Source organism: Mesorhizobium sp. B3-1-9 (assembly GCF_006439595.1).
Taxonomy (GTDB): Bacteria; Pseudomonadota; Alphaproteobacteria; order Rhizobiales; family Rhizobiaceae; genus Mesorhizobium.
Genome location: NZ_VFTJ01000005.1, coordinates 62,053 through 86,232, shown reverse-complemented (window position 1 = coordinate 86,232; position 24,180 = coordinate 62,053). Strand labels below are relative to the sequence as shown.

Annotated in this window: 20 protein-coding genes; 9 read left to right on the top strand and 11 right to left on the bottom strand. The window is 63.9% G+C overall.

Translation table 11 applies throughout. The annotated features are described in order from the left end of the window. Positions 1–6: 6 nt before the first annotated feature. The 3 genes from bmt to FJW07_RS10880 all read right to left on the bottom strand — a co-directional run bounded on the left by bmt (position 7) and on the right by FJW07_RS10880 (position 2,641). Entirely contained in the window at positions 7–1,029 is a 1,023-nt protein-coding gene (gene bmt, locus FJW07_RS10890) for a betaine--homocysteine S-methyltransferase (RefSeq protein WP_140653512.1), read from the bottom strand. Between the two features lie 83 nt (positions 1,030–1,112). Next, a complete protein-coding gene (locus FJW07_RS10885; RefSeq protein ID WP_140705552.1) occupies positions 1,113–1,715 on the bottom strand; it encodes an urea carboxylase-associated family protein in 603 nt (200 codons plus the stop codon). A 68-nt stretch (positions 1,716–1,783) separates the two neighbouring features. Beyond that, a complete protein-coding gene (locus FJW07_RS10880) occupies positions 1,784–2,641 on the bottom strand; it encodes a helix-turn-helix transcriptional regulator (protein WP_140653510.1) in 858 nt (285 codons plus the stop codon). A 242-nt stretch (positions 2,642–2,883) separates the two neighbouring features. Here FJW07_RS10880 and FJW07_RS10875 point away from each other — a divergent pair, with 242 nt between their 5' ends. Together FJW07_RS10875 and FJW07_RS10870 are read left to right on the top strand one after the other, a co-directional pair. Then, positions 2,884–3,885, top strand: coding sequence for a fatty acid desaturase (locus FJW07_RS10875; RefSeq protein ID WP_181175380.1), 1,002 nt, complete (start codon positions 2,884–2,886; stop codon positions 3,883–3,885). Positions 3,886–3,962: 77 nt separating this feature from the next. Beyond that, entirely contained in the window at positions 3,963–4,799 is an 837-nt protein-coding gene (locus tag FJW07_RS10870; protein ID WP_140856336.1) for a PhnD/SsuA/transferrin family substrate-binding protein, read from the top strand. Here the strand turns inward: FJW07_RS10870 and FJW07_RS10865 are convergent. The 5 genes from FJW07_RS10865 to FJW07_RS10845 all read right to left on the bottom strand — a co-directional run bounded on the left by FJW07_RS10865 (position 4,767) and on the right by FJW07_RS10845 (position 12,499). Continuing rightward, on the bottom strand, positions 4,767–6,107 hold the full coding sequence (locus FJW07_RS10865) for a Xaa-Pro peptidase family protein (RefSeq protein ID WP_140705546.1): 1,341 nt from the start codon (positions 6,105–6,107) through the stop codon (positions 4,767–4,769). The genes FJW07_RS10870 and FJW07_RS10865 overlap by 33 nt on opposite strands. Positions 6,108–6,122: 15 nt before the next feature. Continuing rightward, positions 6,123–7,634, bottom strand: coding sequence for a glycosyltransferase family 39 protein (locus tag FJW07_RS10860; protein ID WP_140856334.1), 1,512 nt, complete (start codon positions 7,632–7,634; stop codon positions 6,123–6,125). An 84-nt stretch (positions 7,635–7,718) separates the two neighbouring features. Further along, positions 7,719–10,301 carry an FAD-dependent oxidoreductase gene (locus FJW07_RS10855; protein ID WP_140856333.1) on the bottom strand — a complete coding sequence of 861 codons (2,583 nt, stop codon included), beginning with the start codon at positions 10,299–10,301 and terminating at the stop codon, positions 7,719–7,721. Next, complete coding sequence (locus FJW07_RS10850; protein ID WP_246680741.1) at positions 10,298–10,759, bottom strand: DUF559 domain-containing protein; 462 nt, start codon at positions 10,757–10,759, stop codon at positions 10,298–10,300. Before FJW07_RS10850 ends, FJW07_RS10855 begins: the two co-directional genes overlap by 4 nt. Before the next feature lie 162 nt (positions 10,760–10,921). Then, complete coding sequence (locus FJW07_RS10845) at positions 10,922–12,499, bottom strand: trimethylamine methyltransferase family protein (RefSeq protein ID WP_140856329.1); 1,578 nt, start codon at positions 12,497–12,499, stop codon at positions 10,922–10,924. 200 nt (positions 12,500–12,699) lie between these two features. Here FJW07_RS10845 and FJW07_RS10840 point away from each other — a divergent pair, with 200 nt between their 5' ends. The 5 genes from FJW07_RS10840 (at position 12,700) to FJW07_RS10820 (ending at position 18,872) form a co-directional block, all read left to right on the top strand. Beyond that, positions 12,700–13,872, top strand: a complete 1,173-nt coding sequence (locus FJW07_RS10840; RefSeq protein ID WP_140856327.1) for an MFS transporter — start codon at positions 12,700–12,702, stop codon at positions 13,870–13,872. Positions 13,873–13,966: 94 nt separating this feature from the next. Continuing rightward, positions 13,967–15,127: an MFS transporter gene (locus tag FJW07_RS10835; protein ID WP_140856325.1), complete on the top strand. Its 1,161-nt coding sequence runs from the start codon at positions 13,967–13,969 to the stop codon at positions 15,125–15,127. A 73-nt stretch (positions 15,128–15,200) separates the two neighbouring features. Further along, on the top strand, positions 15,201–17,270 hold the full coding sequence (locus tag FJW07_RS10830; RefSeq protein WP_140856323.1) for a prolyl oligopeptidase family protein: 2,070 nt from the start codon (positions 15,201–15,203) through the stop codon (positions 17,268–17,270). A 46-nt stretch (positions 17,271–17,316) separates the two neighbouring features. Further along, the gene (locus FJW07_RS10825) at positions 17,317–17,439 is read left to right on the top strand and encodes a hypothetical protein (RefSeq protein ID WP_041003987.1); all 123 of its coding nucleotides are present in this window, start codon (positions 17,317–17,319) and stop codon (positions 17,437–17,439) included. A gap of 53 nt (positions 17,440–17,492) precedes the next feature. Beyond that, entirely contained in the window at positions 17,493–18,872 is a 1,380-nt protein-coding gene (locus tag FJW07_RS10820) for an aspartate aminotransferase family protein (RefSeq protein WP_140856321.1), read from the top strand. A 307-nt stretch (positions 18,873–19,179) separates the two neighbouring features. On the opposite strand, the gene mmsB is transcribed toward FJW07_RS10820, so the two are convergent. The 3 genes from mmsB to FJW07_RS10805 form a co-directional block, all read right to left on the bottom strand. Next, positions 19,180–20,064 carry a 3-hydroxyisobutyrate dehydrogenase gene (mmsB, locus tag FJW07_RS10815; RefSeq protein WP_140856319.1) on the bottom strand — a complete coding sequence of 295 codons (885 nt, stop codon included), beginning with the start codon at positions 20,062–20,064 and terminating at the stop codon, positions 19,180–19,182. 71 nt (positions 20,065–20,135) lie between these two features. After that, entirely contained in the window at positions 20,136–20,504 is a 369-nt protein-coding gene (locus FJW07_RS10810; RefSeq protein ID WP_140647964.1) for a four helix bundle protein, read from the bottom strand. Between the two features lie 48 nt (positions 20,505–20,552). After that, positions 20,553–21,722: an isobutyryl-CoA dehydrogenase gene (locus FJW07_RS10805; protein WP_140856317.1), complete on the bottom strand. Its 1,170-nt coding sequence runs from the start codon at positions 21,720–21,722 to the stop codon at positions 20,553–20,555. A gap of 139 nt (positions 21,723–21,861) precedes the next feature. On the opposite strand from FJW07_RS10805, the gene FJW07_RS10800 reads away from it, so the two are divergent. Both FJW07_RS10800 and FJW07_RS10795 read left to right on the top strand, forming a co-directional pair. Next, positions 21,862–22,467: a dimethylsulfonioproprionate lyase family protein gene (locus tag FJW07_RS10800; protein ID WP_140647962.1), complete on the top strand. Its 606-nt coding sequence runs from the start codon at positions 21,862–21,864 to the stop codon at positions 22,465–22,467. Further along, positions 22,467–23,942, top strand: a complete 1,476-nt coding sequence (locus FJW07_RS10795; RefSeq protein ID WP_140856316.1) for a cobyric acid synthase — start codon at positions 22,467–22,469, stop codon at positions 23,940–23,942. The genes FJW07_RS10800 and FJW07_RS10795 overlap by 1 nt, the downstream gene beginning before the upstream one ends. Positions 23,943–24,180 lie beyond the last annotated feature (238 nt).

The following is a 24,180-nucleotide window of genomic DNA, read 5'->3' as shown; positions in this document are numbered from 1 at the left end:
ATCGTATCAGGCGCGGCTGCGCCGGCGCTCGCGGCGGGCTTCGCTGGTCTCGGCGGTGTTTGCCGTCGCCACCTTGTTGCGCATCGGGCCGATGCGCTCGACGATCGTCTCGACGGTCGGGCGGGTCGACTTGGTGTGCGCGTCGAGCGCCTTGCGCATGGCGGCAAGGTGCGCGAACGAGGTGCCGCAGCAGCCGCCGACAATCCTGGCGCCGGCATCGACCGCCAGCCGCACATAATCGGACATCAGCTCCGGCGTGCCGGAATAATATATCTCCGCGCCGCGGAATTCCGGAATGCCGCAATTGCCCTTGACGATCACGGTCGCGTCCGGTTTCGCCTCGGTCATGTCGAGCAGCGAAGCCAGGATATCGGAAGCGCCGACGCCGCAATTGGCGCCGACACCGAGAGGGGCCTGCGACAGGCCATCGGCGACGGCGTGGATATCCTTCGGCAGCAGGCCCATCATGGTGCGGCCGGCCGTGTCGAAGGAACCGGTATAGGTATAGGGCAGGCCGACACGGATGGCGGCTTGCGCCGCGGCGCGGATCTCGTCCGGCGCCGACATGGTCTCGATCCAGGCGACTTCGGCGCCGCCGGCCTTGAGACCCTCGATCTGTTCGGCGAAGGCCTCGACCGCATCGTCGTAAGTCATGGCGCCGAGCGGCACCAGCAATTCGCCGGTCGGGCCGACGGAGCCGGCGACGATCACCTTGCGGCCGGCCTTGTCGGCGACGGAGCGGGCAATCTCGGCGGCGCGCTTGTTCAGCTCGTGAACGCGATCCTGCGCATGATGCAGCTTCAGCCTGTGGCGAGTGCCGCCGAAGGAGTTGGTGAGAATGATATCGGCGCCGGCGTCGACGAAATTCCGATGCAGGCTGGCAATGGTCTCGGGCGAAGTCTCATTGAGCAGCTCAGGCGCTTCGCCGGCCTCGAGACCCATCGCGAACAGATTGGTGCCGGTGGCGCCATCGGCCAAAAGCACGCCCTTTTCGGCAAGCAGGGCGTCAATCGGGTTGGTCGCGGTCATGACTTTGGCTTTCGTGTTCGAATTCAAATAACGATATAAAGAAGTCTTTATGTCCAGTCAACGAGCTTGCGGCCGCGAAGGCCTTACGAAGCCGGAGTGATCTCGACCTCGATCTCGGTGCAGGCATCGCCGTTGGTCGGGTGATGATCGACCGAGCAGGCGGTGACGACAAGCAGGAGGTCCTGTTCGGCGCGCAGCGTCACGTAGCCGCCCGGCGGATTGATCGATGCCTCGACCACCAAAGTCCCGTCAGGCTGCGGCATGGAGTTCTGGAAGAGATCGACCGGGTCGGGCGCGAAGGGCAGTTCGATGCCTTCCGCGCCGAGCGCCTTCATCAGATTGTCGCGGCAGTTCGGATGGTTGGGCAGGCCGGCCCGTTCGTAGAGCGCGCTGTCGCAGGCCGGGTAGAGCATGTCGTGCGGTCCAGGCGAGGCGTCCTCGATCAGCGTCAGCACGATCTTGCCCGCGGCGCTGTAGAAATGGTCGCCGGGTTTCGGAAACAGCCGCTCGGTGATGTCGCGGGTCTGCGAGGTGCTCAGCCAGTCGAGCCTGCCTTCGGTCGAGAAGGCCCAGAGGTCCGAGACCTGCTGGCCCTTGGGATCGACGATGCGGATCAGATCGCCGCGCTTGACGCGCATGGAACGGCCCGACTTAGGAGGAACAACGATGTGACGCGGTGCTTGCATGGGTTTCCCGAAACGATGAGCGGCGGCCGGCCTATGGCCGATCGCCAAGATGGCGCCGATGGAGCCGATTAGACAGAGCCTGACGGGAAGGACATTGCGGCCAGCTTCTGCGCAAAACTCGCCGCCTCATGCGCGTTGATGTCGGCAGCCCGGATCAGATTGTCGAAATGGCTGGTGAGCGTGCGGACCGGCTGGGTGGCGTTCAACACCAGGTACATGTCGCCGACATAGATAGCGGCGCGATAGGGGCCGAAGATCGTATAGGGGATCGAATAGCGCATGCGGCCGTCATAGAGAAACAGCCGGAAAGTCGGGTAAAGGTCGTCGAGCAGCGTTGCCATGTGCAGCAGTTGCTTGCGCCGTTCGGCCTCCGGGAAACGGTCCCAGACACCGAGACCGCGCGCGAAAATCTCCAGCGTATGGCGCGGCATGCAGACCTCCATATCGGTCTCCGGCCGCCTTGTGTAGTCGATGCGGTACTGCGTCTCGCCGGCTTGCGCCTCACGGCTCTTGTTGGTGATGCCGGCCTCGTATTCCACCAGTGCCTCGGTGCGCAGAAGGTCGGGAATGCCGGCGGGCACGTAGCGGATCTTCGTGCCGGCGGCCTCGGCATGCCATTTGGCCAAAAGCGTGCGATCGAAGCCGTCGGGCGCCTCCTCGATCTCCAGGCTTTCTCTTATTTCGCCGGTGACGCCTTCGTCCTGGCTCAGGCCAAGCAGCCAGTCGAGCGACACCTTGAACTCGGCGGCGATGTTGAGGAGGGTCTCGGCGCGGGGCAGGCGGGTCGAGGCGCCGGACAGCAGTTGCGACAGCGCCGAACGGTCGATCCCGACCGCTGTCGCGAAGGCCGACTGGTTCAAGTCGGACCGTGTCAAGAGCAATTTCAGGCGCTCTCGAAAGGTCGTCGACAGATCGCGCTTGTCCACCACGCTGCTCCTGCTTTGGAGAGGAAAAATTTGCGCCGGAGCGCGGCTCAGGCGGAAATGAATCCCCATATTTGTTTACAATGTATAACATATGCAGCCAGAAATGCGCATTCGCAACAGTTTGTGCGCATTGTCGCGTTGATGTAACGGCAGGCTCCTGACACAATGTTGTCAGGAATCGAGTTGGTTCCGGCGACTGGAGGGCAGTGGTCGATAGCATGGCAAGAAGCATGAATACCGGCATGAACAAGAGACGTAGCACCGCACCGGCGGTCGAATGGCCGACAGTCTTCCTCACACTCTTCTGCTACGGCGCGTGGCTCGCCATCGGCTTCCTTCTGTGGCCATCCCATCCGCTTTTGGCGCTTGCCGTCCTGCCGTTTATCCTGGCCTTGCAATCGTCGATCATGCACGAAGTGCTGCACGGTCATCCGACCCGCAACGCCAGGATCAATGAAGCGTGCGTCTTCCTGCCGATCGGCGTGGTGTGGCCGTTCCGCCGCTTCAAGACCATCCACCTTCGCCATCATGCGGACGAGCGCCTGACCGATCCGCTCGACGATCCGGAGAGCTATTACCAGGCGCTTTGGATGCATGACGAGCTGCCGCCGACAATGAAGCTTCTGCTCAAGATCAACAACACCATGGTCGGCCGCTTCGTTCTCGGTCCGTGGTTGTCCTCGGTCGGTTTCTTCATCGACGATGCCAAGCAGATCCTTGCCGGCGACAAGGCGATCCGCAAGGCTTGGCTGCTGCATGCCATCGGTCTCGCGGTTGTGGTGCCGATCGTCACGTTTGGCTTCGGCATTCCGCTGTGGCTCTATATCCTGGTGCCGGTGTGGCTCGGCCAGTCGCTGATCTCGATCCGCACCTATGCCGAGCACCAGTGGTCGGAGCATCCGGAAGGGCGCACGGTGATCGTGGAGCGTTCGCCGCTCTCCTTCCTGTTCCTGAACAACAACCTGCATTTCGTTCATCACAAGAGCCCGACCATTGCCTGGTACAGGTTGCCGAAGCTGTTTCGCGAGCGCCGCGAAGAGTGGCTGCGGATGAACAACGGTTACGCCTATCCGAACTATTTCGCGATGCTGAAAGCCCACGCCTTCAAGGCCAAGGAGCCGATCGTCCACCCGGTGCTGCGGCGCGCGCCGGAGCCCGGTCGCGCCTTCAAGCCGCGGGTCAGGGCGCGCAACGTCAATGGGCTCGGCACGGCGCCGGTTCCGGCGGAGCCGCCGAAAGAGTAGTTTCGACTTCCCGCGACCGCTTTTTTCGCGGCGGAACGCAGGCGCCGAAAATCGCCTGTCTTTGAAAGCCATTCGACATGAGCAAGTACGTTGCGGCCCTGCCGATGTATGACTGGCCCGAGGCGCGTGGCGAAGTCGACGCGCAATGGGCGCGGCTCCGCGATGCCTTCCGGCAAAGGGGCATCGATGCGCCGGAGGCGGTCGTGCGCAGCAATCGCGAACTGCCGCCGGTGCCTGGCGGCATTCGCGATGACGCCGGCAAGCCGATCGCGCCCGATCCGGCGACGCTACCCTCGGACGAGTTCGATTTTCTCCAGTTCTGGCTGAGCCCGGCGCTGCTCTTCGGGCAAACATGCTGGGGGCCAATGGAACTCGGCCTCGCCCCGCATGTGCAGGTGATTGCCCAGCCAAGCTACGATGCGTTCGAGGGCGGGCAGGGCGAGCTTTATTCCAGCGCGTTGGTGATGGCCGCGGACGGCGGACCGTCAGTCGTCTCGCCGGCGGATGGCAAGGCTGTCATCCCGCTCGATCTCATTCGCGGCAAACGCTTCACCTTCAACAATCCGGACTCGATGTCCGGGCTGATCGGGCTGACGCGCGACCTGCAAGCCATGGACAAAAGCCTGGACATCTTCGCCTCACGCAGCGAAAGCGGCGGCCACCGGTCGTCGATCGTGGCGGTCGCGGAAGGCAGGGCCGATATCGCGGCCATCGACTGCGAAAGCTGGGCGTTGGCGCGGCGTTTCGAGCCGGCGGCGAAAGGCGTGAAGGTGGTCGGCTGGACGGCGCGGCGCAAGGGGCTGCCCTACATCACCGCCAGAACGACGCCGGAACAAGTCGTTGCCGCGATGCGCGACGCCGTCGCGACCATCGAAAGCGGATCAGAGCAGCCGCTCGTCCAGCGGGTAGGCTGACAGTTTCTCATTGCCGCTCTCGGTGATCAGGATCTGCTCCTCGATCTTGACGCCTTCGCGTCCGCCAAGCCTGCCGATATAGCTTTCGACGCACAGCACCATGCCGGATTCGAGCAGGCCGTCCGGCGTGTCGCCCGTCCAGTCGCCGGCATGCGGCAGCGTCGGATATTCGTCGGCCAGGCCGACCCCGTGATAGAGCACGCCGTAGCGTGTCAGATAGCAATCGTCCGGCGGCACCGCCGAGCGCTCGACGAGATCGCGGAAGGAGATGCCCGGCTGCATCAAATCCGTGTTGTGGGCGATCTGGCCGGCGGCGATGCGGAACAGATCGCGCTGCTCGTTCGACGGCTGCCTGTCGCCGCAGAGCCATGTGCGCGAAAGATCGGCGCAGAACCCGTAAGGACCGATCAGGTCCGTGTCGAAGGCGACGAGGTCGCCATCCTCGACGATGCGCGAGGAGCATTCCTGAAACCAGGGATTGGTGCGCGGTCCCGAGGACAAAAGACGCGTTTCGATCCATTCGCCGCCGCGCGCGATGTTGCCTCGATGCAGCTCCGCCCATAATTCGTTTTCGGAGATGCCCGGCTTCAGCGCCACTTGCATCTCGCTCATCGCCGCCTCGCAGGCGACGATCGAGCGGCGCATGGCGAGGATCTCGTCCGGCGATTTGATGAGCCTCGCATTCTCCATCACCGCCTCGCCGTTGCCGACGGAAATCCCACGACGGGCGAGTTCTTCCACGCCTTCGGGATTGATGTGGTCGACGGCGATGCGGCGGTTGCCGCCGCCATGCTCGGCAACGAGTTCGGCGATGCCCGCGCCCCAACGCCGGACCTTCTGCTCGGTAAGCTCGCCGCTGTAGAGATATATCCACGACACGGCCGGGCGCACCTCGTCGACGACACCCGAATGGTCGGACAGATGCTCGCAGGAGAAATAGTCGAACAGCACCACCGGCCCTTCGGTGGCGACGAAACAATGGCGTGTCGGGTTGTGCGCGACCCAGAGCTGCATGTTGGTCGAGTCCGTCGCGTAGCGGATGTTGACCGGGTCGTAGAGCAGGGCGCCGGCATAGTCGCGGCGCTTCAGCTCGGCGCGAATGCGGTCCAGCCGGTATCTGCGCATGGCGGGCAGATCGGGCGCTGCGATGCCGGCGGCGGCCCATTCCGCCTCAGCTGTCTCGCCATAGCCCAGCACATGCTGGTTGAGCGACGCCGCCTTCTCGCGCGAGGCCTCGCGCAGCGCTTCGACCGAGCCTGGTTCGAAGGGCATGATCTTGCGGTGGCGGCCGAAGCGTTGCGTGTCCATTCGTTCCCCTGAAACTTACTGCGCGGCCTTCTTGTGCAGTTTGGTGATTGTGACCTTGCGCGGCGGGAGGCCGAGCGCCTGCGGCACTTCAATAGTGCGGTGGACGGTGTCCATCGCGTAGCCGGCCCTCGCCAGCTCTTCGAAGACGTCCGAGGACGATTCCCTGTCATCGGTCAGGACAAGCACCGCCGGTTCGCGGATCGATCTGGCGAAGTCCGGCGTCTCATCGTCGAGCGCGATGAGATCGGCATCGATCAGGCGCAGATTGCCGACCCAGAACCAGCTCGAGACCACGGTCTTGACCGGCCCGTCGGCATTGATCTGATCGTAGAGCGACCGGTAATCCATGCGCACGATACCGCCGCGGCTGTCGCCGCCATGCAGGTGCATGTACCAACTCAGCGGCAGCACGAGGATGGCAAGCACTGCGCCGACGAAGACGATGGTGGCTTGGGTCTTTCGGCCCCTCTGGCCCATGGCGTCGAAGCGCATGGCAAGGACCGCGGGCAAGAGAATGAAGATCGGCAGCATCCAGCGGTCGCGAAACTGCGTGATGCCAGCCGCCAACACGACTGTGACCGTGACCACAAGACCAAGGACGATCGCCCGCCACAACAGCTTTTCCGGCCACCTTACCGGCTGAGGCGGCTCCGTCCGTCTTCTTATCGCCAGGGCGTAGGCGACGGCGAAGATCGCGACCGGCAGTCCAGCGAAATTGACGATCGCGTTGGCCAGTCTGCGGATGCCGAGAAATGCCGTTTTCGCAACGCTGCCGCCTTCGGCCACGCCCAGGCCCCCTTGATGCGAGAGCAGATCCTCCAGATGCGTGAGGCTCCAATAAAGCGTCGGCAGGCAGGCCAGGACCGCCACCGCCACGCTGATCAGGAAACGGCGGTCGAGGATCGCTGCGCGCGTTTCGCGAACCGAAAGAGCCGCCAGGAACAAGGCGGCAAGGAAGATGACGATGTTGTATTTCGACAGCATCGCGGCCGCCGCCGACAGGCCCAACAACGCATAGGCGATGGCCGATCGCCGCTTCTCAACCTCGGCCAGCGCCAGAAGCAGCACCGAGGTGAAACAGAATATGGCGACCGAATGGGTGAGGGCGTGCTGCATCTCCCAGAAGATCTGGGGAAACAGAAGCAGCCCGAACATGCCGGCCGCAGCGGCGCGGTTCGAGTAGCCGAGGCGGCGTATGGCGGTGAAATAGGCGGCCAGCCCCGCGGCCAGCAGGCCGTATTTGACGATCTTGAGGGCAAGCACGCTGGTTCCGACCAGCGAGGCCGCGAGCATCGCCAGCCAGGTGTACAAAGGCGGCTGCGAACTGCCGTAGCCGGCAGCCATGAACCGCATTTCCATCAATTGCTCGGAATCGTCGACGCCGACACCGGTGCCCGCAACATGGGACAACAAGGCCATCACGACGATCTGGGTCAGGCAGTAGAGGAGGACCGAGGCGACCGCGGCGCTGAATGGACCAACCCGTTCATCGCACAGCCAATCGGTCCATTTCTCTAGCTGCCGCAAGGGGGTGGTCTTCTCATGCTGATGCGCCGGTAGCGGGCTCGGACCATGCCATAGCAACCGACGCAATCCAACAATTCGTAGGCTTCAAGTCCGCATCTTCTCGCCGCTCGGGTCAAAAGGCGGCTCGACATTGATGCGGGCCGGGCGGCGGTGGCCGAGGATTTCGATCTCGAACAGGCCGGCGCTCTCGTCCTCGGCAAGGGCCGCGGGGACATAGCCCTGCGCCATCGACTTCTGGACGTAATGCGCATAGCCGCCCGACGTGACCCAGCCGACGACGCGCCAGTCTCCGTCGACGATGCCGCGCACGGCGGAAGCGCCTTCCGCGGCTTTCGAGCCACGCACTTCCTTGCCGGATGTGTCGAAGCGCGGCGCGCCATAGCCATGCGGCTTCTCGACCGTGCCGTAGTCCTTGCCGACCTTGGCCCAGATCGGCTCGTCGCCCATCACGTCGGCATCCGCCGCGTCGACGATGAAGGAGACTCGGCGCAGCTTCGGACCCTCGGCATGCTCCTTCGCTGACGCCTCGCGACCGATGAAGTCGTTCTTCTCAAGCTTGATGAAGCGGTCCATCGAGCCCTCGAACGGTCCGTAGATCGGGCGCAACTCGCGGAACCAGGTCGGGAAGTTCTTTTCCAGGCGCATCGACAGCAGCGCGCGCATGCCGAAATCGACCAGGCCGAATTCCGCGCCCGCTTCCTTGATCGCCTTGTAGACGAGGCGTTGATAGGCGGGCGCCATCCAGATCTCGTAGCCGAGGTCGCCGGTATAGGTGATGCGGTTCACCATGCAGGGCGCGCCGCCGACCGCCATCTCGCGGAAGTCCATGAAGCGGAAGGCCTTTGTGGAGACGTCGACATCGACCAGCTTCTGCAACAGGTCGCGCGACTTCGGCCCGGCGATCGACAGGCCGACCAGCGTCTGGTCGAAGCGGTGGATACGCACCTCTGACGCCCTTGGGCCGTCCTTCGGCAGGTGTTTCTCGAACCAGCGCATATGGTATTTCTGCGCGGCCGACGAACCCCAGATCATGAAGCGGTCCTCGCCGGTCTTGGCGATGGTGAAGTCGCCGATCAGCTTGCCGAATTCGTTGACCATCGGGGTGAGCACGATGCGGCCGACCTTCGGCATGCGGTTGGTCATCAACCGGTTGAGGAAATCCTCCGCGCCCGGTCCCGAGACCTCGTATTTGGCGAAGTTGGCGATCTCGGTGACGCCGACCCTGTCGCGCGTGGCGCGTACTTCCTCGCCGATCGGGCCGAAATCGTTGGAGCGGTGGAAGGAGACGATGTCCTTCGGCTCCGTGCCCTTCGGCGCGAACCAGAGAGGCGTCTCCAGGCCCCAGGAGTCGCCCATCACGGCGTTGTTGGCGAGCATGGTGTCGTAGAGCGGCGTCGTCTGCGCCGGACGGGCAGCGGGAAGCTCCTCGTTGGGGAAGCGGATCGAGAAACGGCGCGAATAATTCTCGCGCACCTTGGCGTTGGTGTAGCGCAGGCTCGCCCATTCGCCGAAGCGGGCGACGTCCATGCCCCAGACGTCGAAGCCAGGATCGCCATGCACCATCCAGTTGGAGAGCGCGAGGCCGACGCCGCCGCCCTGGCTGAAGCCGGCCATGACCGCGCAGGCGCACCAGAAATTGGTCAGGCCCTGCACCGGGCCGACCAGCGGGTTGCCGTCGAGCGCGAAAGTGAAGGGGCCATTGATGATCTGCTTGATGCCGGCCTTCTCGATGCCGGGGAAATGCTTGAAGCCGATTTCCAGTGACGGCGCGATGCGATCGATGTCGGGCTGCAAGAGTTCGTGGCCGAAATCCCACGGCGTGTTGACCGGCGACCACGGCTTGCAGGCCTTCTCATAGGTGCCGAGCAGGATGCCGTTGCGCTCCTGGCGGGTGTAGATCTCGCCCTTGAAGTCGAGCACGCCGATCATCTCGCGGCCGGTCGACTTGTTGAATTCCTCGACCTCCGGCATCGGCTCGGTCAAGAGGTACATGTGCTCCATGGCCAGCACCGGCAGCTCGACGCCGACCATGCGGCCGATCTCGCGTGCCCACAGGCCGCCGCAATTGACCACATGCTCGGCATGGACCGTGCCCTGCTCGGTGACGACGTTCCAGGTGCCGTCCGGCTGCTGGGTGAGATCAACGACGCGGTTGCGCAGCACGATCTCGGCGCCGAGTTTCTTCGCAGCCTTGGAGTAAGCGATGGTCGTCCCGGACGGGTCGAGATGGCCTTCGACCGGATCCCACATGGCGCCGACGAAGTTCTTCTCGTCCATCAGCGGGAACATCGCCTTGGCTTCCGAAGGCGTGATCAGCTCGGTGTCCATGCCGAGATAGCGGCCCTTGGCGTGGGCCAGCCGCAGGAAGTCCATGCGCTCTGGCGTGTCGGCCATCATGACGCCGCCTGTCAGATGCAGCGAGCAGGACTGGCCGGAAATCTCCTCGATCTCCTTGTAGAGCTGGACCGTGTAGGCCTGCAGCTTGGCGACGTTGGGGTCGCCGTTGAGCGTGTGGAAGCCGCCCGCCGCATGCCAGGACGAGCCGGAGGTCAGCTCCGAGCGCTCGATCAGCATGATGTCGGTCCAGCCGGCCTTGGCGAGGTGATAGAGCACCGAGCATCCGACGACGCCGCCGCCGATGACAACCGCTTTTACGTGGGATTTCATGAAGATAGTTCCGTGTTTGAAAATACTGAATCGAGTGGTCGAGGTGTGAAAACAAAACGGAGATCCGATGCCGCGATGTTTTCGGTCAGCCTGCCGTCAAGCGCGGCGAGGATGGTTTCACAGACGGAAGCACGATGTTTCAGGACGTCATGGTTCCAAACACGCAGGATCGAGTAACCTTGAGCCTGCATGAAGTCGTCGCGGCGCCGGTCATATGAGTTGTCGGCATGTTGGGATCCATCGACCTCCACGACGAGCAAACGCTCGCGGCAAGCGAAGTCCGCAAAAAAGGGGCCGATGGAGAATTGGCGCGTAAAGCGATAGCCGCCGAGCTTGCGTGCCTTCAGTTCAAGCCAAAGCAATGCTTCCGCCTGGTTGCCAGCTTGCCGCAGATTTCGCGCCCGCTGGGTCGTGCCAACTTTGCGGCGACTGCGGGTTTGAGCAGCGCCTTCCCCCACTCCGTCGCCGCTGCGCGGCGCCACCTCTCCTCCCTCCGGAGGGAGAGGAAGGGCGCCAACTGGAATCGCCTCGCGCCTTTCCTCTCCCCCGTCGATCGGGGGAGAGGTGTCGAGCGCAGCTCGACGGAGTGGGGGTCGACTATTCATCCTCAACACAGATGATCAGAAATCCGTCGGCGCGCCGCCTTCGGCGCGGCGCTTCTCGACGAAGTCGTTGAGTTCCTCGCGGATGGCCGGATCCATATAGGGCTCCTCGTAGGAGGCAAGGCGCTCCTTCCAGACCTTGTTGGTCCGCTCCATTGCCGTCGGCGAGCCGGCCTCGGTCCAGGTCTCGAAGTTGCGCCAGTCGGACACGATCGGCGAATAGAAGGCGGTCTTGTAACGCGCCTGCGTGTGCGGGGTGCCGAAGAAATGGCCGCCGGGGCCGACCGACTGGATGGCGTCGAAGCCGAGCGCGTCCTCGGAGAGGTCGAGCGGGGTGAGGAACTCGGCCGCCATCTGCAAAAGATCTATGTCGAGGATGGTCTTTTCGTAGGAGCAGCGCAGGCCGCCTTCAAGCCAGCCGGCGCCGTGCATCATCAGGTTGCCGCCGCCCTGGATGGCGCCCCACAGCGAGAACACGCTTTCATAGGCGGCCTGCGCGTCGACCGTGTTGGCGGCGCAGGTGTTGGAGGTGCGGTACGGGATGTTGTAGCGGCGGGCAAGCTGGCCGCCGACAAGCTGCGCCTTCATATATTCGGGCGTGCCGAAGGCCGGCGCGCCGGACTTCATGTCGACATTGGAGGTGAAGCCGCCATAGCCGACCGGCGCGCCCTTCTTCACCATCTGCGCGAAGGCGATGCCGGAGAGAGCCTCAGCGTTCTGCTGCACCAGCGCGCCGGCGACGGTGACGGGCGCCATGGCGCCCGACAGCGTGAACGGCGTGACGATCACGACCTGGCCCATGCTCGACATCTGGATGATGCCTTCCATCATCGGCACGTCGAGCTTGAGCGGCGAATTGGTGTTGATGATGGTGAAGACCGAAGGCTCCTGCATCAGCTGCTCGCGGCTGATGCCGCGCGCGATGCGGGTGATCTCGATGCCGTCGACGTTGCGTTCCTTGCCGAGTGAATAGATGTGGAAGACTTTGTCGGTCAGCATGGCGAGGTCGCGAATGCATTCCAGGTGCCGCACCGACGGATGGATGTCGATCGGCTCGACCGGATAGCCGCCAGTGCAGTGCAGGATGTTGTGCATCTGCGCGAGCCGCAGGAAGTTGCGGTAATCGGCCTGGTTGCCAGGCCTGCGGCCGCGGTCGAGGTCGGAGCAGTTCGGCGCCGAAGCCATCATCGACAGGATGACGTTGTTGCCGCCGAAGCGCAGATTATGCGCCGGGTTGCGGGCATGCAGGGTGAATTCCGACGGGCAGTGCGAGACAAGCTCGAGGATCATGTCGCTGTCGAAGCGCACGCGCTCCGAGCCTTCGCGCACGTCCGCGCCATGCGCCTTCATGATGCGGCGGGCCTCGTCGTGCAGAACGTCGACGCCGATTTCCCTCAACACACGCAGCGAGGCGAGGTGGATTGATTCCAATTCGTCATCGGACACGAGCCTAGTCGGGGTCAGCGGGTTCTTCAGCTGCCGGAAGACGGGCTGCTCGAAGGCGGCCGAGCCGCCGGCGCGCTTTCCCGCGCGGCCGCCACGGCGGGCGCGATCTGTTGCCAATGCCGGTTCGGCGGGATGGAGGGCGGCAGTCATGAGAAGCCTCGTGAGGATGCGAAATTGGCGGCATAATGAACTGGCGGCAATGTCGCCGGTGAGGAGGCGGCGACCACTAGGGCGAGGGAAGCGACATGACGGAAGGGGAGCGGACTGGATCGCCGAATTGCTTCCGCTGAGGCATCAGGAGGGCTCTCGCCACTGATAATGATGCCGTGATTGTTCAATTGCGAGCCACAATGACTGCTTCCGCCCAGACCGCCGAAGATCGACCGCAATGGGCAGCCCTTGCCGGCGTCACGGCGGCGCTTGCGATGTTCGGCGCGGCGCAAGGGCTGAGTTCGCCGCTGTTCACGCTGTTGATGCAGAAGCAAGGCCTGTCGCCCGGCCTGATCGGCCTGTCGGCGGCGATGATGCCGGTCGGGCTGATCCTGTCGGCCTCCTTCGTGCCGGCGGCCGTGCGGCTGGTCGGCGCACGCAACCTGGCGGTCGGCTGCTCGCTGGTCGGCGCGCTGTGCTTCCTGGCTATTGGCTATCTGCAGAACTGGGTCGCCTGGTACGTTATCCGCTTCATCATCGGCGTGGTCATCAACCCGCTCTATGTGCTTGGGGAGGTCTGGGCGCTGTCGCTGGCGCCGCCATCGCGGCGCGGGCGTGTCATGGGCGTGTTCAACACACTGATGGGCGCCGGCTACGCGGCCGGGCCGTTTACCTTAACCCTTGTCGGCACCGCCGGCTGGGCGCCTTTCGGCGTCGGCATTGCCGGCTTCGCGCTTTGCGCGGTCATTCTGCGCCTCGTCTCCTCCAAGCTCACCGGTTTCGAGGACGATGGCCAGCCCGCCGGTAGTTTTGTCGGTTTCGCGCGGCTCGCGCCGGCGCTGCTTTTGGCCGTGCTGGTCTCCGCCGCCGTTCAGCAGAGCACTTATGCGTTGGTGCCTGTCTTCGGCGCGGGCTACGGCCTGCCCGAAGCGATGCTTGCCGCCCTGGTGATGATGCTTTCGCTGGGCAATATCGTCCTGCAGATCCCGCTTGGCCTGCTCGCCGAACGCTTCGGCGGGCGGCCGATGATCCTCGCCTGTGCGGTGGCGACGACGGTCTGCGCGATCCTGTTGCCGCTGCTGATCGCCACGCCGCTGATCTGGGGCGTGCTGTTGGTGATGGGCGCGGTCGGCTACGGCGTCTACACGATGGCGCTGGTCGAGCTCGGCAGCCGCTTCAAGGGCTCGCTGCTGGTCACCGGCAATGCAGCCTTCGCGTTGCTGTGGGGCGTCGGCGGCATTGTCGGCCCGCCCGGCGCCGGGGCCCTGATGCAGGCGATCGGCCCGCTCGGGCTGCCTGCCGTCATCGTTGGGCTCGATATGTTGCTGGTGGCGTTCGCCTTGTACCGTACCTTGCAGCGCCAGCGCTCCTGACAGGGACTGGCTGGAACATGCGCTTTCGCCGCCAGTTGGCTCTTACGGCAGCCGGCCATACCGGCTAAGCCTCCAGGCGATTGGAGCAAGACCGATGGCTCTGGCTGGTTCGGAGCGCGGCGAGACGGTGCAGTGGGCCGCGATCACCGGCGTGATCGCGACCGTGTCTGTCTTCGCCATCGCGCAAGGACTTTCCTATCCGCTGCTCAGCTTCATCCTGCAGCGTCAGGGCGTTTCGCCGGCGGTGATCGGGCTGTCGGCGGCAATGACGCCGGTCGGCTTCATCCTGTCCTCGCCACTGATCCCGGGGCTGGCGCGCCGGTTCGGGGCAGGGCGCACCGCGCTCACTTGCGCGGCGCTCTCGGCGCTGGTGCTGGCGCTGATCGGCTGGGCGCAAAATGTCTATCTGTGGTTTCCGCTGCGCCTCCTGATCGGCGTGGTGACCAACCCGCTCTATGTCTTGAGCGAAATCTGGGTGATTGCGCTTGCGCCGCCGGCTCGGCGCGGCCGCGTCATGGGCATCTATTCGACAATCATCTCGGCGGGCTTCGCGGCCGGACCGCTCTGCCTGCTTGCCGTCGGCACCGAAGGCTGGCCGCCTTTCCTGGTCGGTATTCTAGCCTTCCTCTTCTGCGGCGGTTGCCTGGCCGTGGTGGTGAAGCGGCTGCCGAAGGTCGACGAGGCCGATAACAAGGTTTCGGTGCTGGGCTTCATACCCTTGGCCTGGCTGCTGATGTCGGCGGTCGTCGTCGCGGCCGGTTTCGAGCAGGCTATACTGGCGCTGCTGCCGGTCTATGGGACGCATCATGGCATTCCCGAGGCGCGCATGTCGGCGCTGCTGTCGGTAATGATCGCCGGCAACATCGCCATGCAGGTGCCGCTCGGCCTGCTCGCCGAAAAACTGACGGCGCGCCTGGTGCGGTTCGGCTGCGTGGCGGTAACTATCCTTGGATGCGCGCTTTTGCCGGCGCTGATCGAGACGCCGCTGATCTGGGGCTGCGTCTTTATCTGGGGCGCCGTTTCCTACGGCATCTACACGATGTCGATCATCGAGCTCGGCGAACGCTTCACTGGCTCGGCGCTGGTCGCCGGCAATGCCGCCTTCTCGCTGACGTGGGGGTTTGGCGGCATCATCGTGCCGCCGCTCACCGGTGGCGTTATGGATGTCATCGGCGCCGCCGGCCTGCCGGTCACGCTTGGCGCAATCTGCGCGGCGCTGGCGGCGGCGACGATCGCGCGCCAGCGGGTTTTGTAATCGGTCCCGACATGGCTCTTGAATATCAAGGCAGCGAACGCGATGTAGGCGAGGTCGCCAGATGGAGACCTGCATGACCAGCACGATGACCAAAACCCAGCCCGAATTGACCGCCAACGATCCCTTCCTCTGGCTGGAGGATCGCAACGGCGAGGAAGCGCTGGACTGGGTTCATCGCCAGAACGCGCTGACGGTCGCCGAACTGCAGGGCGATCCTTCCTATCAGGCGACATTCGAAACCGCGCTCGACCTGATGACCGCCGAGGACAATATGCCGGTCGGGGCGGCGCTTGCCGGCTACGTCTATAATTTCTGGCAGGACAAGACCAATGCGCTTGGACTGTGGCGGCGCACGCCCGTCGCTTCCTACAAGACCGACAAGCCGGATTGGGAGACGATCATCGATTTCGACCAGCTCTCGGCGAAGGAAGGCATCAAATGGGTGTTCGGCGGGGCGAGTCGGCTCTATCCCGATTTCAACCGCTGCCTGCTCTACATGTCGCCCGATGGCGGCGACGCCAGCGAGATGCGCGAGTTCGACATCGCGACGAGGTCCTTTGTCGATGGCGGTTTTTCCGCGCGTGCTTCCAAGTCGGGCTTTTCCTGGCTGGACAAGGATACCGTCATCGTCTCTGCCGCTTTCGAGGAAGACGACAGGACGCAGTCCGGCTATCCGCGCGTGATCAAGCTGTGGCGGCGCGGCACCAAGCTCGAGGACGCGACGCCGATCTTCGAAGGCGAAAAGCAACATCTCGCGGTCGGTGGCGGCGTGGAGCATGACGGCGACAAGCGGCATGTGCTGCTCGGCAAGACGCTCGATTTCTTCACCTCCCACAGTTTCCTGCGGCTGGCTTCGGGCGAGAACCGGCGCATCCCGCTGCCCGACGACGCCACCGACACGGCGATCTTCAAGGGCCAATTGATCTTCGGCGTGCGCAGCCCCTGGACGGCGCCGGACGGCACGCGCTGCCTGCCCGATGGGCTCTATTCGGTCGATTTCGATCGCTGGATTGAAACGGGTGCGTTCGAACGGATCGAGACGCTCCTCGAACCGGAGCACCGCGTTTCCATTGCGGGTCTCGCCAGGACGCAGGACCGGCTGTTCATCAACCTGATGGACAATGTGCGCGGCAAGGTCATCGCCTGCGACCGTACGGCCGAAGGCTGGTCGCTGAAACGGATCGCGCTGCCCGACAACGGCAATGTCGGCATCAGCCATGTCGAGCATTTCGGCTCGAGCGTCTCCTTCTCCTTCACCGATTTCCTGACGCCGAGCTCGATCATCTGGTCGGACGACAATGGCGAGACACTTGAAACGGTGAAGTCGCAGCCGGCCCGCTTCGACGCCTCGCCTTATGTTTCGGAGCAGTTCGAGGCGCGCTCGAAGGATGGCACGATGATCCCGTATTTCGTGGTGCGGCGCCGCGACCAGAAAGGACCGGTCCCCGCGCTGCTCTACGGCTATGGCGGTTTCGAGGTGCCGTTGCTGCCGGGCTATGCCGGCATCCGCGGCAAGCTCTGGCTGGACAAGGGCAACGCCTATGTCCAGGCCAACATCCGCGGCGGCGGCGAGTTCGGTCCGGCCTGGCACCAGGCCGCGCTCAAGGTCAAGCGCCAGAACGCCTTCGACGATTTCGCTGCCGTCGCGGAGGATGTGGTCAAGCGCGGCATCACCACGGCGGCGCAGCTCGGCATCCACGGCGGCTCCAACGGCGGCCTGCTCACCGGCACGTCGCTGACGCAGCGCCCGGAACTGTTCGGCGCCGTCATCATCGACGTGCCGTTGCTCGACATGCTGCGCTACACCGAACTGCCGCCCGGCGCCTCTTGGATCGCCGAATATGGCGACCCGTCGAAGCCGGAGGAGGCGGCCTGGCTCGGCGCCTATTCGCCCTATCAACATGTCAAGGCCGATGCCGCCTATCCGCCGGTCCTGTTGATGACCTCGACCGCCGACGATCGCGTGCATCCCGGACATGCGCGCAAGATGGCGGCGCGGCTGCAGGAGGCAGGTCACGGCAAGACGCTGTTCTTCGAGGAAACCGAAGGCGGCCATGGCGGGCGCGGCGACCGCCGGCCGCAAGCGGCGCAGACGGCGATGCGCTATATGTTCCTCAAGCGGTCGCTCGGTAAGACCGCCTGACTGGAACCGCTTGAATTTTGGGCCTGAGGCGGCATAAGCTGCCGTCATGATCCGCTTCAGCACATCAGGCGCCTTCGGGGTCGCGGTGACGCCGTCACCGCGGACGCTGCGCGCCGAGCTTTTGCGGCTGTGCGCCCGCATCGGCTATTCGCCGCCTGCCTTCCTCTGACGAATCCGCCTCCGGCTCCCGCCGGATTGGTTTCAAGAGGAAAGATCAAACCCATGACCTATCAGAATTATTCGCTGAAGCAGCTTCAGCAGATTGATGCCGCGCATCACCTTCATCCCTTCACCGACCACAAGGAACTGCGTGAAACCGGCTCGCGCATCATCACCCATGCCAACGGCCCGTTCATCTACGATGCCGACGGCACCGAAATCCTCGACGGCATGGCGGGCCTGTGGTGCGTCAATGTCGGCTATGGCCGCGACGAACTGGCCGAGGCGGCTTACGCGCAGATGAAGGAGCTGCCTTACTACAACTCCTTCTTCAAATGCTCGACGCCGACGCCGGTGCTGTTGTCGAAGAAGCTGGCGGAACTCGCGCCCAAGCATGTCAGCCAGGTTTTCTACGGCTCGTCCGGCTCGGAGGCCAACGATACGGCGCTCAGGCTCGTCCGCCACTATTGGGCGCTCGAAGGCAAGCCCGAGAAGAACCGCGTCATCTCGCGCAAGTCGGCCTATCACGGCTCGACGATAGCCGGCACGTCGCTGGGCGGCATGGAGCCGATGCACAAGCAGCTCGGCGGCGCGGTGCCCAACATCGTCCATGTGATGATGCCCTATGCCTATGAACTCGCGCTGCCCGGCGAAAGCGACCATGATTTCGGCATCCGCGCGGCGAAGGCGGTCGAGGATGCAATCCTCGAAGCCGGCGCCGACAAGGTCGCCGCCTTCATCGGCGAACCGGTGATGGGCGCGGGCGGGGTGAAGATCCCGCCGATGAGCTACTGGCCGGAAGTCGAGCGCATCTGCCGCAAATACGATGTGCTGTTGATGCTGGACGAGGTCATCACCGGCTATGGCCGCACCGGCGAATGGTTCGCGGCGCAGACGTTCGGGATCGAGCCCGACACCATCACCACCGCCAAGGCGCTGACCTCGGGCTACCAGCCGCTGTCGGCGCTGCTGGTCGGCGACCGTGTGGCCAGGACGCTGGTCGAGAAAGGAGGCGAGTTCTATCACGGCTACACCTATTCCGGTCACCCGGTGGCTTGCGCGGTGGCGCTCAAGAACCTCGAGATCATCGAGAAGGAAGGGCTGGTCGAGCGCGTCAAGAACGACACCGGCCCCTATTTCGCGCAGGCGCTGCAGGAACGGATCGCCGGGCACAGGCTGGTTGGTGAGGTGCGTTCGATCGGCCTGATGGGCGCGATCGAGATCGTCAAGGACAAGGCGACCAAGGAACGCTATCTGCCCTCGGGAAGCGCCGCGGTCGCGGTGCGCGACCATGCGGTCGCGAACGGTATGATGTTGCGGGCTACCGGCGACACGATGATCCTGTCGCCGCCGCTGATCTGGACCCGCGACACGATCGACATGGCCTGCGAGCGCATCGCCAAGGCGCTCGATCTCGCGGACGCGGATTTGCGGAAGCGGTAATTGATTTCGGGCGCTCTTCGAAAAGGGGCGCCCGTTCGATCTCGATGTTCCAGAAACGCAAAAACCGCGTCCCTTCGGGAACGCGGCTCTGCCAGATACGCATGGCATTTCGCTACAGGAATACTTGCGAAATTTACGGGCTCCGGTACGCGAGACCTGATCCGGAGCGCCGGGCAGACGCGATGTCCGCCTCGCAGTCCGTTTTAAAGGCACATCGTTACCGGTGAGTTAGCGAGACCTTAAGCAAATCTAAATTTGCCGGCTTCTGACCGGCGGATATCGAAAATAACCTTAGAAAATCAGTATCTTACGCCGGATTTCCGCGCAGGAAATTAATAATTCCGGAAAAATCGGCGCCGGCATGACCTTGGGCGTTGAACAAGGCATAGAGCTGCGTGGCTTCGGCGCCGAGCGGGGTCACGGCGCCCGCGCCCTGCGCGGCTTCCTGCGACAATTTCAGGTCCTTTAGCATCAGGGCCGCGGCAAAGCCGGGCTTGTAGTCGCGGTTGGCCGGCGAGGCCGGAACAGGGCCGGGGACCGGGCAATAGGTGGTCAGCGACCAGCATTGGCCCGACGAGGTGGAGGCGACATCATACAGCGCCTGGTGCGACAGGCCGAGCTTTTCGGCGAGCACAAAGGCTTCGGCGACGCCTATCATCGAGATACCGAGGATCATGTTGTTGCAGATCTTCGCGGCTTGGCCGGCACCGTCGCCGCCGCAGTGAACGACACGCCCGGCCATCGGCTTCAGGATCGGCTCGGCGGCGGCGAAAGCGTCATCCGAGCCACCGGCCATGAAGGTGAGCGTGCCGGCCGCGGCGCCGCCCGTTCCGCCGGAAACCGGGGCATCGATCGACTGCAAGCCATGCTTCGCGGCAATCGCATGCGCCTTGCGCGCCGATTCGACATCGATCGTGGAGGAATCTATGAACAGCGCGCCTTTCTTTGCCTTGGGCGCGATGTCCTCATAAACCGACAGCACATGCTTGCCGGCCGGCAGCATGGTGATGACGACATCGGCGTCCTTCACCGCGGCGACGGCATTGGCCATGACTGTAATGCCGTGCTCTTTCGCAACCGTAAGATTTTCAGGCACAAGGTCGAAGCCCAGCACCGCATGCCCCGCCTTGACCAGATTGGCGGCCATCGGATTGCCCATATTGCCCAAGCCGATGAAGGCGATCGTTGCCATAGTAGTGCTCCCGTGATTTCAGTAGGCAGTAGGCAGTAGGCAGTAGGCAGTAGGCAGTAGGCAGTAGGGGTCTATTCAGGTGCGAGTTTGATAATAAGCTGGCGAAGCATTTTTCCGATGGCTTCTGTGGCTGACAGCATATGATGAACCTCATCACGAGTGGTCAGGCCGACGCGTTCAGCGATCTGGAGATGCGTTTCAAGCTCCTTTAGAGAGCCTTGGGCTATCCTGAGAAACTGCTGGTAAGAGCCGGTGTTATCTCGGCCGTAACCTTCCGCAATGTTTGCAGGGATAGATGTGGCTGAGCGGCGAATTTGGCTGGTCAGCCCATACAATTCCTCTTTTGGCCATGCCTTGGTCAAGGAGTAGGTAGCCACAGCCAAATCAATGGCCTGCTGCCAGACGATCAAATCCTTGTACGAGTTTATCTTGCCGATCATCTTTCCCTACTGCCTACTGCCTACTGCCTACTGCCTACTGCCTACTGCCTACTGCCTACCAATCAGCGCCCGCGCGATGATGACGCGCATGATCTCGTTGGTGCCTTCGAGGATCTGGTGGACGCGCAGGTCGCGCACCAGCTTCTCGATGCCGTAATCGTGCAGATAGCCGTAGCCGCCATGCAACTGCAGCGCTTGGTTGGCGATATCGAAGCCGATATCGGTGACGAAGCGCTTGGCCATCGCCGACCATTTGCCGGCGTCCGACGCCTTGCGGTCGAGCTTGGAAGCGGCGGCGTAGAGGAAGATGCGGGCCGCCTGCAGCTCCGTCTCCATGTCGGCCAACCTGAACTGCAGTGCCTGGAACTGGTTGATCTTGGCGCCGAAGGCCTTGCGCTCGGCCGTATAGGCCAGCGCCTTGTCGAGCGCCGACTGCGCGCCGCCCAGCGAACAGGCGGCGATGTTGAGCCGGCCGCCATCGAGCCCCGCCATGGCAATGCCGAAGCCGGCGCCTTCGGCGGCAAGCAGGTTTTCGGCCGGCACCTTGCAGTCGTCGAAGATGACCTGGCGGGTCGACTGCATGTGCCAGCCCATCTTGTGCTCGTTGGCGCCGAAGGAAAGGCCGGGTGCGTCCTTCGGCACGACGAAGGTCGAGATGCCTTTCGGACCATCGGCACCGGTGCGCGCCATCACGACATAAAGGTCGCTGTCGCCAGCGCCGGAGATGAACTGCTTGGCGCCGTTCAAGACATAGTCGCCGCCGCTCTTCATCGCGCGCGTCTTAAGCGCCGCTGCGTCCGAGCCCGAGCCGGGCTCGGTCAGGCAATAGCTCGCCAGCCATTCCATCGAGGTCAGTTTCGGCAGGAGGCGCTGGCGCTGCTCGTCGCTGCCGAAGCGGTCGATCATCGAGGCCGCCATGTTGTGAATGGAAATGAAAGAGGAGAAGGCCGGGTCGGCGTGGGCCAGAGCCTCGAAGATCAGCACCGCATCGAGCCGCCCAAGCGCCGAGCCGCCGACATCGTCGCGCACATAGATGCCGCCGAGGCCGAGCGGCCCGGTCTCACGGATCACATCGGCGGGGAAGTGCTTTGTCTTGTCCCAGTCGAGCGCATTGGGCGCGACGCGGTCCGCCGCGAAGGCTTGGGCCATCTCCTGGATGGCGCGCTGTTGCTCGTTGAGTTCGAACTGGCCAGTGCCCGCATCGACTGTCGCGTCCATGGCGTGCTCCCTGTCGTTTCAGGCCTTCTGGCCTGTCGTTTTTGGCTTTGCGCACCGTTCAATCTAGACCAATGATGCCGCCGCGCAACCCGGCTTCCTGCGGACCGGCTGTGCGTGAAATGACCAACGGAGCTCGTACGTGCCGACAATTTTCGATGAGTTGCTGGACCGGTTCCACGCCTATCTCGCCGGCGCCGACAATAATCTGGTCGCGGACGAAGTCGCGCGCATCGGCTGGGACATGCCTGTCCGTTCGCTCGAACCGCGGGCGCTTGGCTGCCTTGGCTATCTCGATCGCATCGCCGAGCTTGCGCCGGCCGACGCCCAGCCGCTGGCGCGGTTCGTTGCCGACCATCGGGGTGAGTTACGCTGGGGGCAGACCTATACCGCCGCCGATTTCGGGCAGGGCTTTGTCGACAATTACGGCTGGCTGGAAGTGTTCGGCATGCGCGGGCATTTCGTCAATGACGCGGTTGCGGCCGGGCTGCTGATCCTCGGGCCGGACATCGTCTATCCAGACCACCACCACATCGCCGAGGAAATCTACGTCCCGCTGACCGGCGGCACGGAATGGCGGATGGGCGAAGGCGGTTTCCATACTCGCGACGCCGGCGAGGTCATTCACCACGCCTCCAACGTCAGCCATGCCATGCGCACGGGCAAGGAGCCGCTGATGGCTCTCTATCTCTGGCGCGGCGGGCCGCTGGCGCAGAAGTCGACGATCGGCTCGGGAGGCAGAGGCTGATGGCCAAGGCGATCATGCTGCAGGGCACCGGCTCGGATGTCGGCAAGACGGTGCTGGTCGCGGGGCTTTGCCGCGCCGCGAAGAACCGCGGGCTGAAGGTCAGGCCGTTCAAGCCGCAGAACATGTCGAACAACGCCGCCGTCGCTGACATTCCCGGCGGCGACAAGGCCGGCGAGGGCGAGATCGGCCGCGGGCAATGGCTGCAGGCGCTGGCCTGCGGCGTCCGGCCGACTGTCCATATGAACCCGGTGCTGCTCAAGCCGCAGAGCGATATCGGCTCGCAAGTGGTGGTTCAGGGCAAGGTCTATGGCGAAGCGCGGGCGCGCGACTACCAGGCGATGAAAACCGGACTGATGGATGCGGTGCTCGATTCCTGGGCCAAGGTGGGCGAGGGCGCAGACCTCGTCATCGTCGAGGGCGCGGGCTCGCCCGCCGAGATCAACCTCCGCAGCCGCGACATCGCCAATATGGGTTTTGCGACGCGCGCCCATGTGCCGGTGATCCTGGCCGGCGACATCGACCGCGGCGGCGTCATCGCTTCGGTGGCCGGCACGCATCTCATCCTGCCGGAGGAAGACCGGCGCATGATCGCCGGCTATCTCATCAACAAGTTTCGCGGCGATGTGTCGTTGTTCGACGACGGGATCAAGGCGATAGAGACCTTCACCGGCTGGCGCTGCTTCGGCATCGTGCCGTGGCTGAAGGCGGCCGGCCGGCTGCCTTCGGAGGATTCGGTCGTGCTCGAGCGCCTCGCTTCCGGCGAGAAACGGGCGCTGAAGGTGGCTGTGCCGATGCTGGCGCGCATCGCCAATTTCGACGATCTCGACCCGCTGAAAGCCGAGCCGCAGGTCGAGGTCGTGTTCGTGCCGCCGGGCAAGAAGCTGCCGGAAGATGCCGGGCTGGTTGTCGTCCCCGGCTCGAAGTCGACGATCGGAGACCTGCTCAAATTCCGCGAGAACGGCTGGGATCGGGATCTTCTCGCTCACCGCAAGCGCGGCGGCCATGTCGTCGGCATTTGCGGCGGCTACCAGATGCTCGGCAGAAGGGTCACCGACCCGGACGGCATCGAAGGCAGCGTGACCGAGGCCGAGGGCCTCGGCCTGCTCGACATCGAAACGGTGATGGAGCCCGAAAAGACCGTGCGCAATTCAAGCGCGCATTCGGTGCAGTTCGGCCTGCCGCTCGAAGGCTACGAGATCCATCTCGGCCGCACCACCGGCCCGGACACGGCGCGGCCGTCGACGATCCTCAACGGTGTCGAGGACGGCGCGGTTACCGCCGACGGCAAGGTGATCGGCACCTATCTGCACGGGCTTTTTTCCGCCGACGCCTTTCGCGCCGCCTACCTGCAGAGCCTTGGCGTCAGGGGAGGCGGCATCGACTATCGCGCGGACGTCGAGAGGGCGCTGGACGAGGTCGCGGACGAGCTGGAGCGGCATCTCGACTGCGATGCTATTTTTAGACTGGCGCGATAGGTCAGTTCCACCGCAGGGGGACTGGACCGGCCGGATGTGCCTGAGGATCGCGTGCCTTGGCGATTAGCCGAGCCGTTCATGCGGTCGTCATTCTATGGCGGAGCAAGGAGCGAAGCGACGCGCGCAGATCATAGAACCCATTCCGTGACGTCAAGGTGTTGCAACGGTGCAGAATTCGCTCCGCTGCATTCTTCGGCGAAAGTAACGGAATGGATCCTCGGGTCTGCGCGCGTCGCTT

Excerpts from the sequence above, each read along its gene's own strand:
- FJW07_RS10835 (WP_140856325.1), top strand. The coding sequence starts at position 13,967 with ATGGCTCTGGCTGGTTCGGAGCGCGGCGAGACGGTGCAGTGGGCCGCG.
- FJW07_RS10885 (WP_140705552.1), bottom strand. The coding sequence starts at position 1,715 with ATGCAAGCACCGCGTCACATCGTTGTTCCTCCTAAGTCGGGCCGTTCC.
- FJW07_RS10875 (WP_181175380.1), top strand. The coding sequence starts at position 2,884 with ATGAACAAGAGACGTAGCACCGCACCGGCGGTCGAATGGCCGACAGTC.
- FJW07_RS10805 (WP_140856317.1), bottom strand. The coding sequence starts at position 21,722 with ATGGACGCGACAGTCGATGCGGGCACTGGCCAGTTCGAACTCAACGAG.
- FJW07_RS10840 (WP_140856327.1), top strand. The coding sequence starts at position 12,700 with ATGACTGCTTCCGCCCAGACCGCCGAAGATCGACCGCAATGGGCAGCC.
- mmsB (WP_140856319.1), bottom strand. The coding sequence starts at position 20,064 with ATGGCAACGATCGCCTTCATCGGCTTGGGCAATATGGGCAATCCGATG.
- FJW07_RS10795 (WP_140856316.1), top strand. The coding sequence starts at position 22,467 with ATGGCCAAGGCGATCATGCTGCAGGGCACCGGCTCGGATGTCGGCAAG.
- FJW07_RS10830 (WP_140856323.1), top strand. The coding sequence starts at position 15,201 with ATGACCAGCACGATGACCAAAACCCAGCCCGAATTGACCGCCAACGAT.
- FJW07_RS10820 (WP_140856321.1), top strand. The coding sequence starts at position 17,493 with ATGACCTATCAGAATTATTCGCTGAAGCAGCTTCAGCAGATTGATGCC.
- FJW07_RS10810 (WP_140647964.1), bottom strand. The coding sequence starts at position 20,504 with ATGATCGGCAAGATAAACTCGTACAAGGATTTGATCGTCTGGCAGCAG.
- FJW07_RS10825 (WP_041003987.1), top strand. The coding sequence starts at position 17,317 with ATGATCCGCTTCAGCACATCAGGCGCCTTCGGGGTCGCGGTGACGCCG.
- FJW07_RS10845 (WP_140856329.1), bottom strand. The coding sequence starts at position 12,499 with ATGACTGCCGCCCTCCATCCCGCCGAACCGGCATTGGCAACAGATCGC.
- bmt (WP_140653512.1), bottom strand. The coding sequence starts at position 1,029 with ATGACCGCGACCAACCCGATTGACGCCCTGCTTGCCGAAAAGGGCGTG.
- FJW07_RS10855 (WP_140856333.1), bottom strand. The coding sequence starts at position 10,301 with ATGAAATCCCACGTAAAAGCGGTTGTCATCGGCGGCGGCGTCGTCGGA.
- FJW07_RS10865 (WP_140705546.1), bottom strand. The coding sequence starts at position 6,107 with ATGGACACGCAACGCTTCGGCCGCCACCGCAAGATCATGCCCTTCGAA.
- FJW07_RS10870 (WP_140856336.1), top strand. The coding sequence starts at position 3,963 with ATGAGCAAGTACGTTGCGGCCCTGCCGATGTATGACTGGCCCGAGGCG.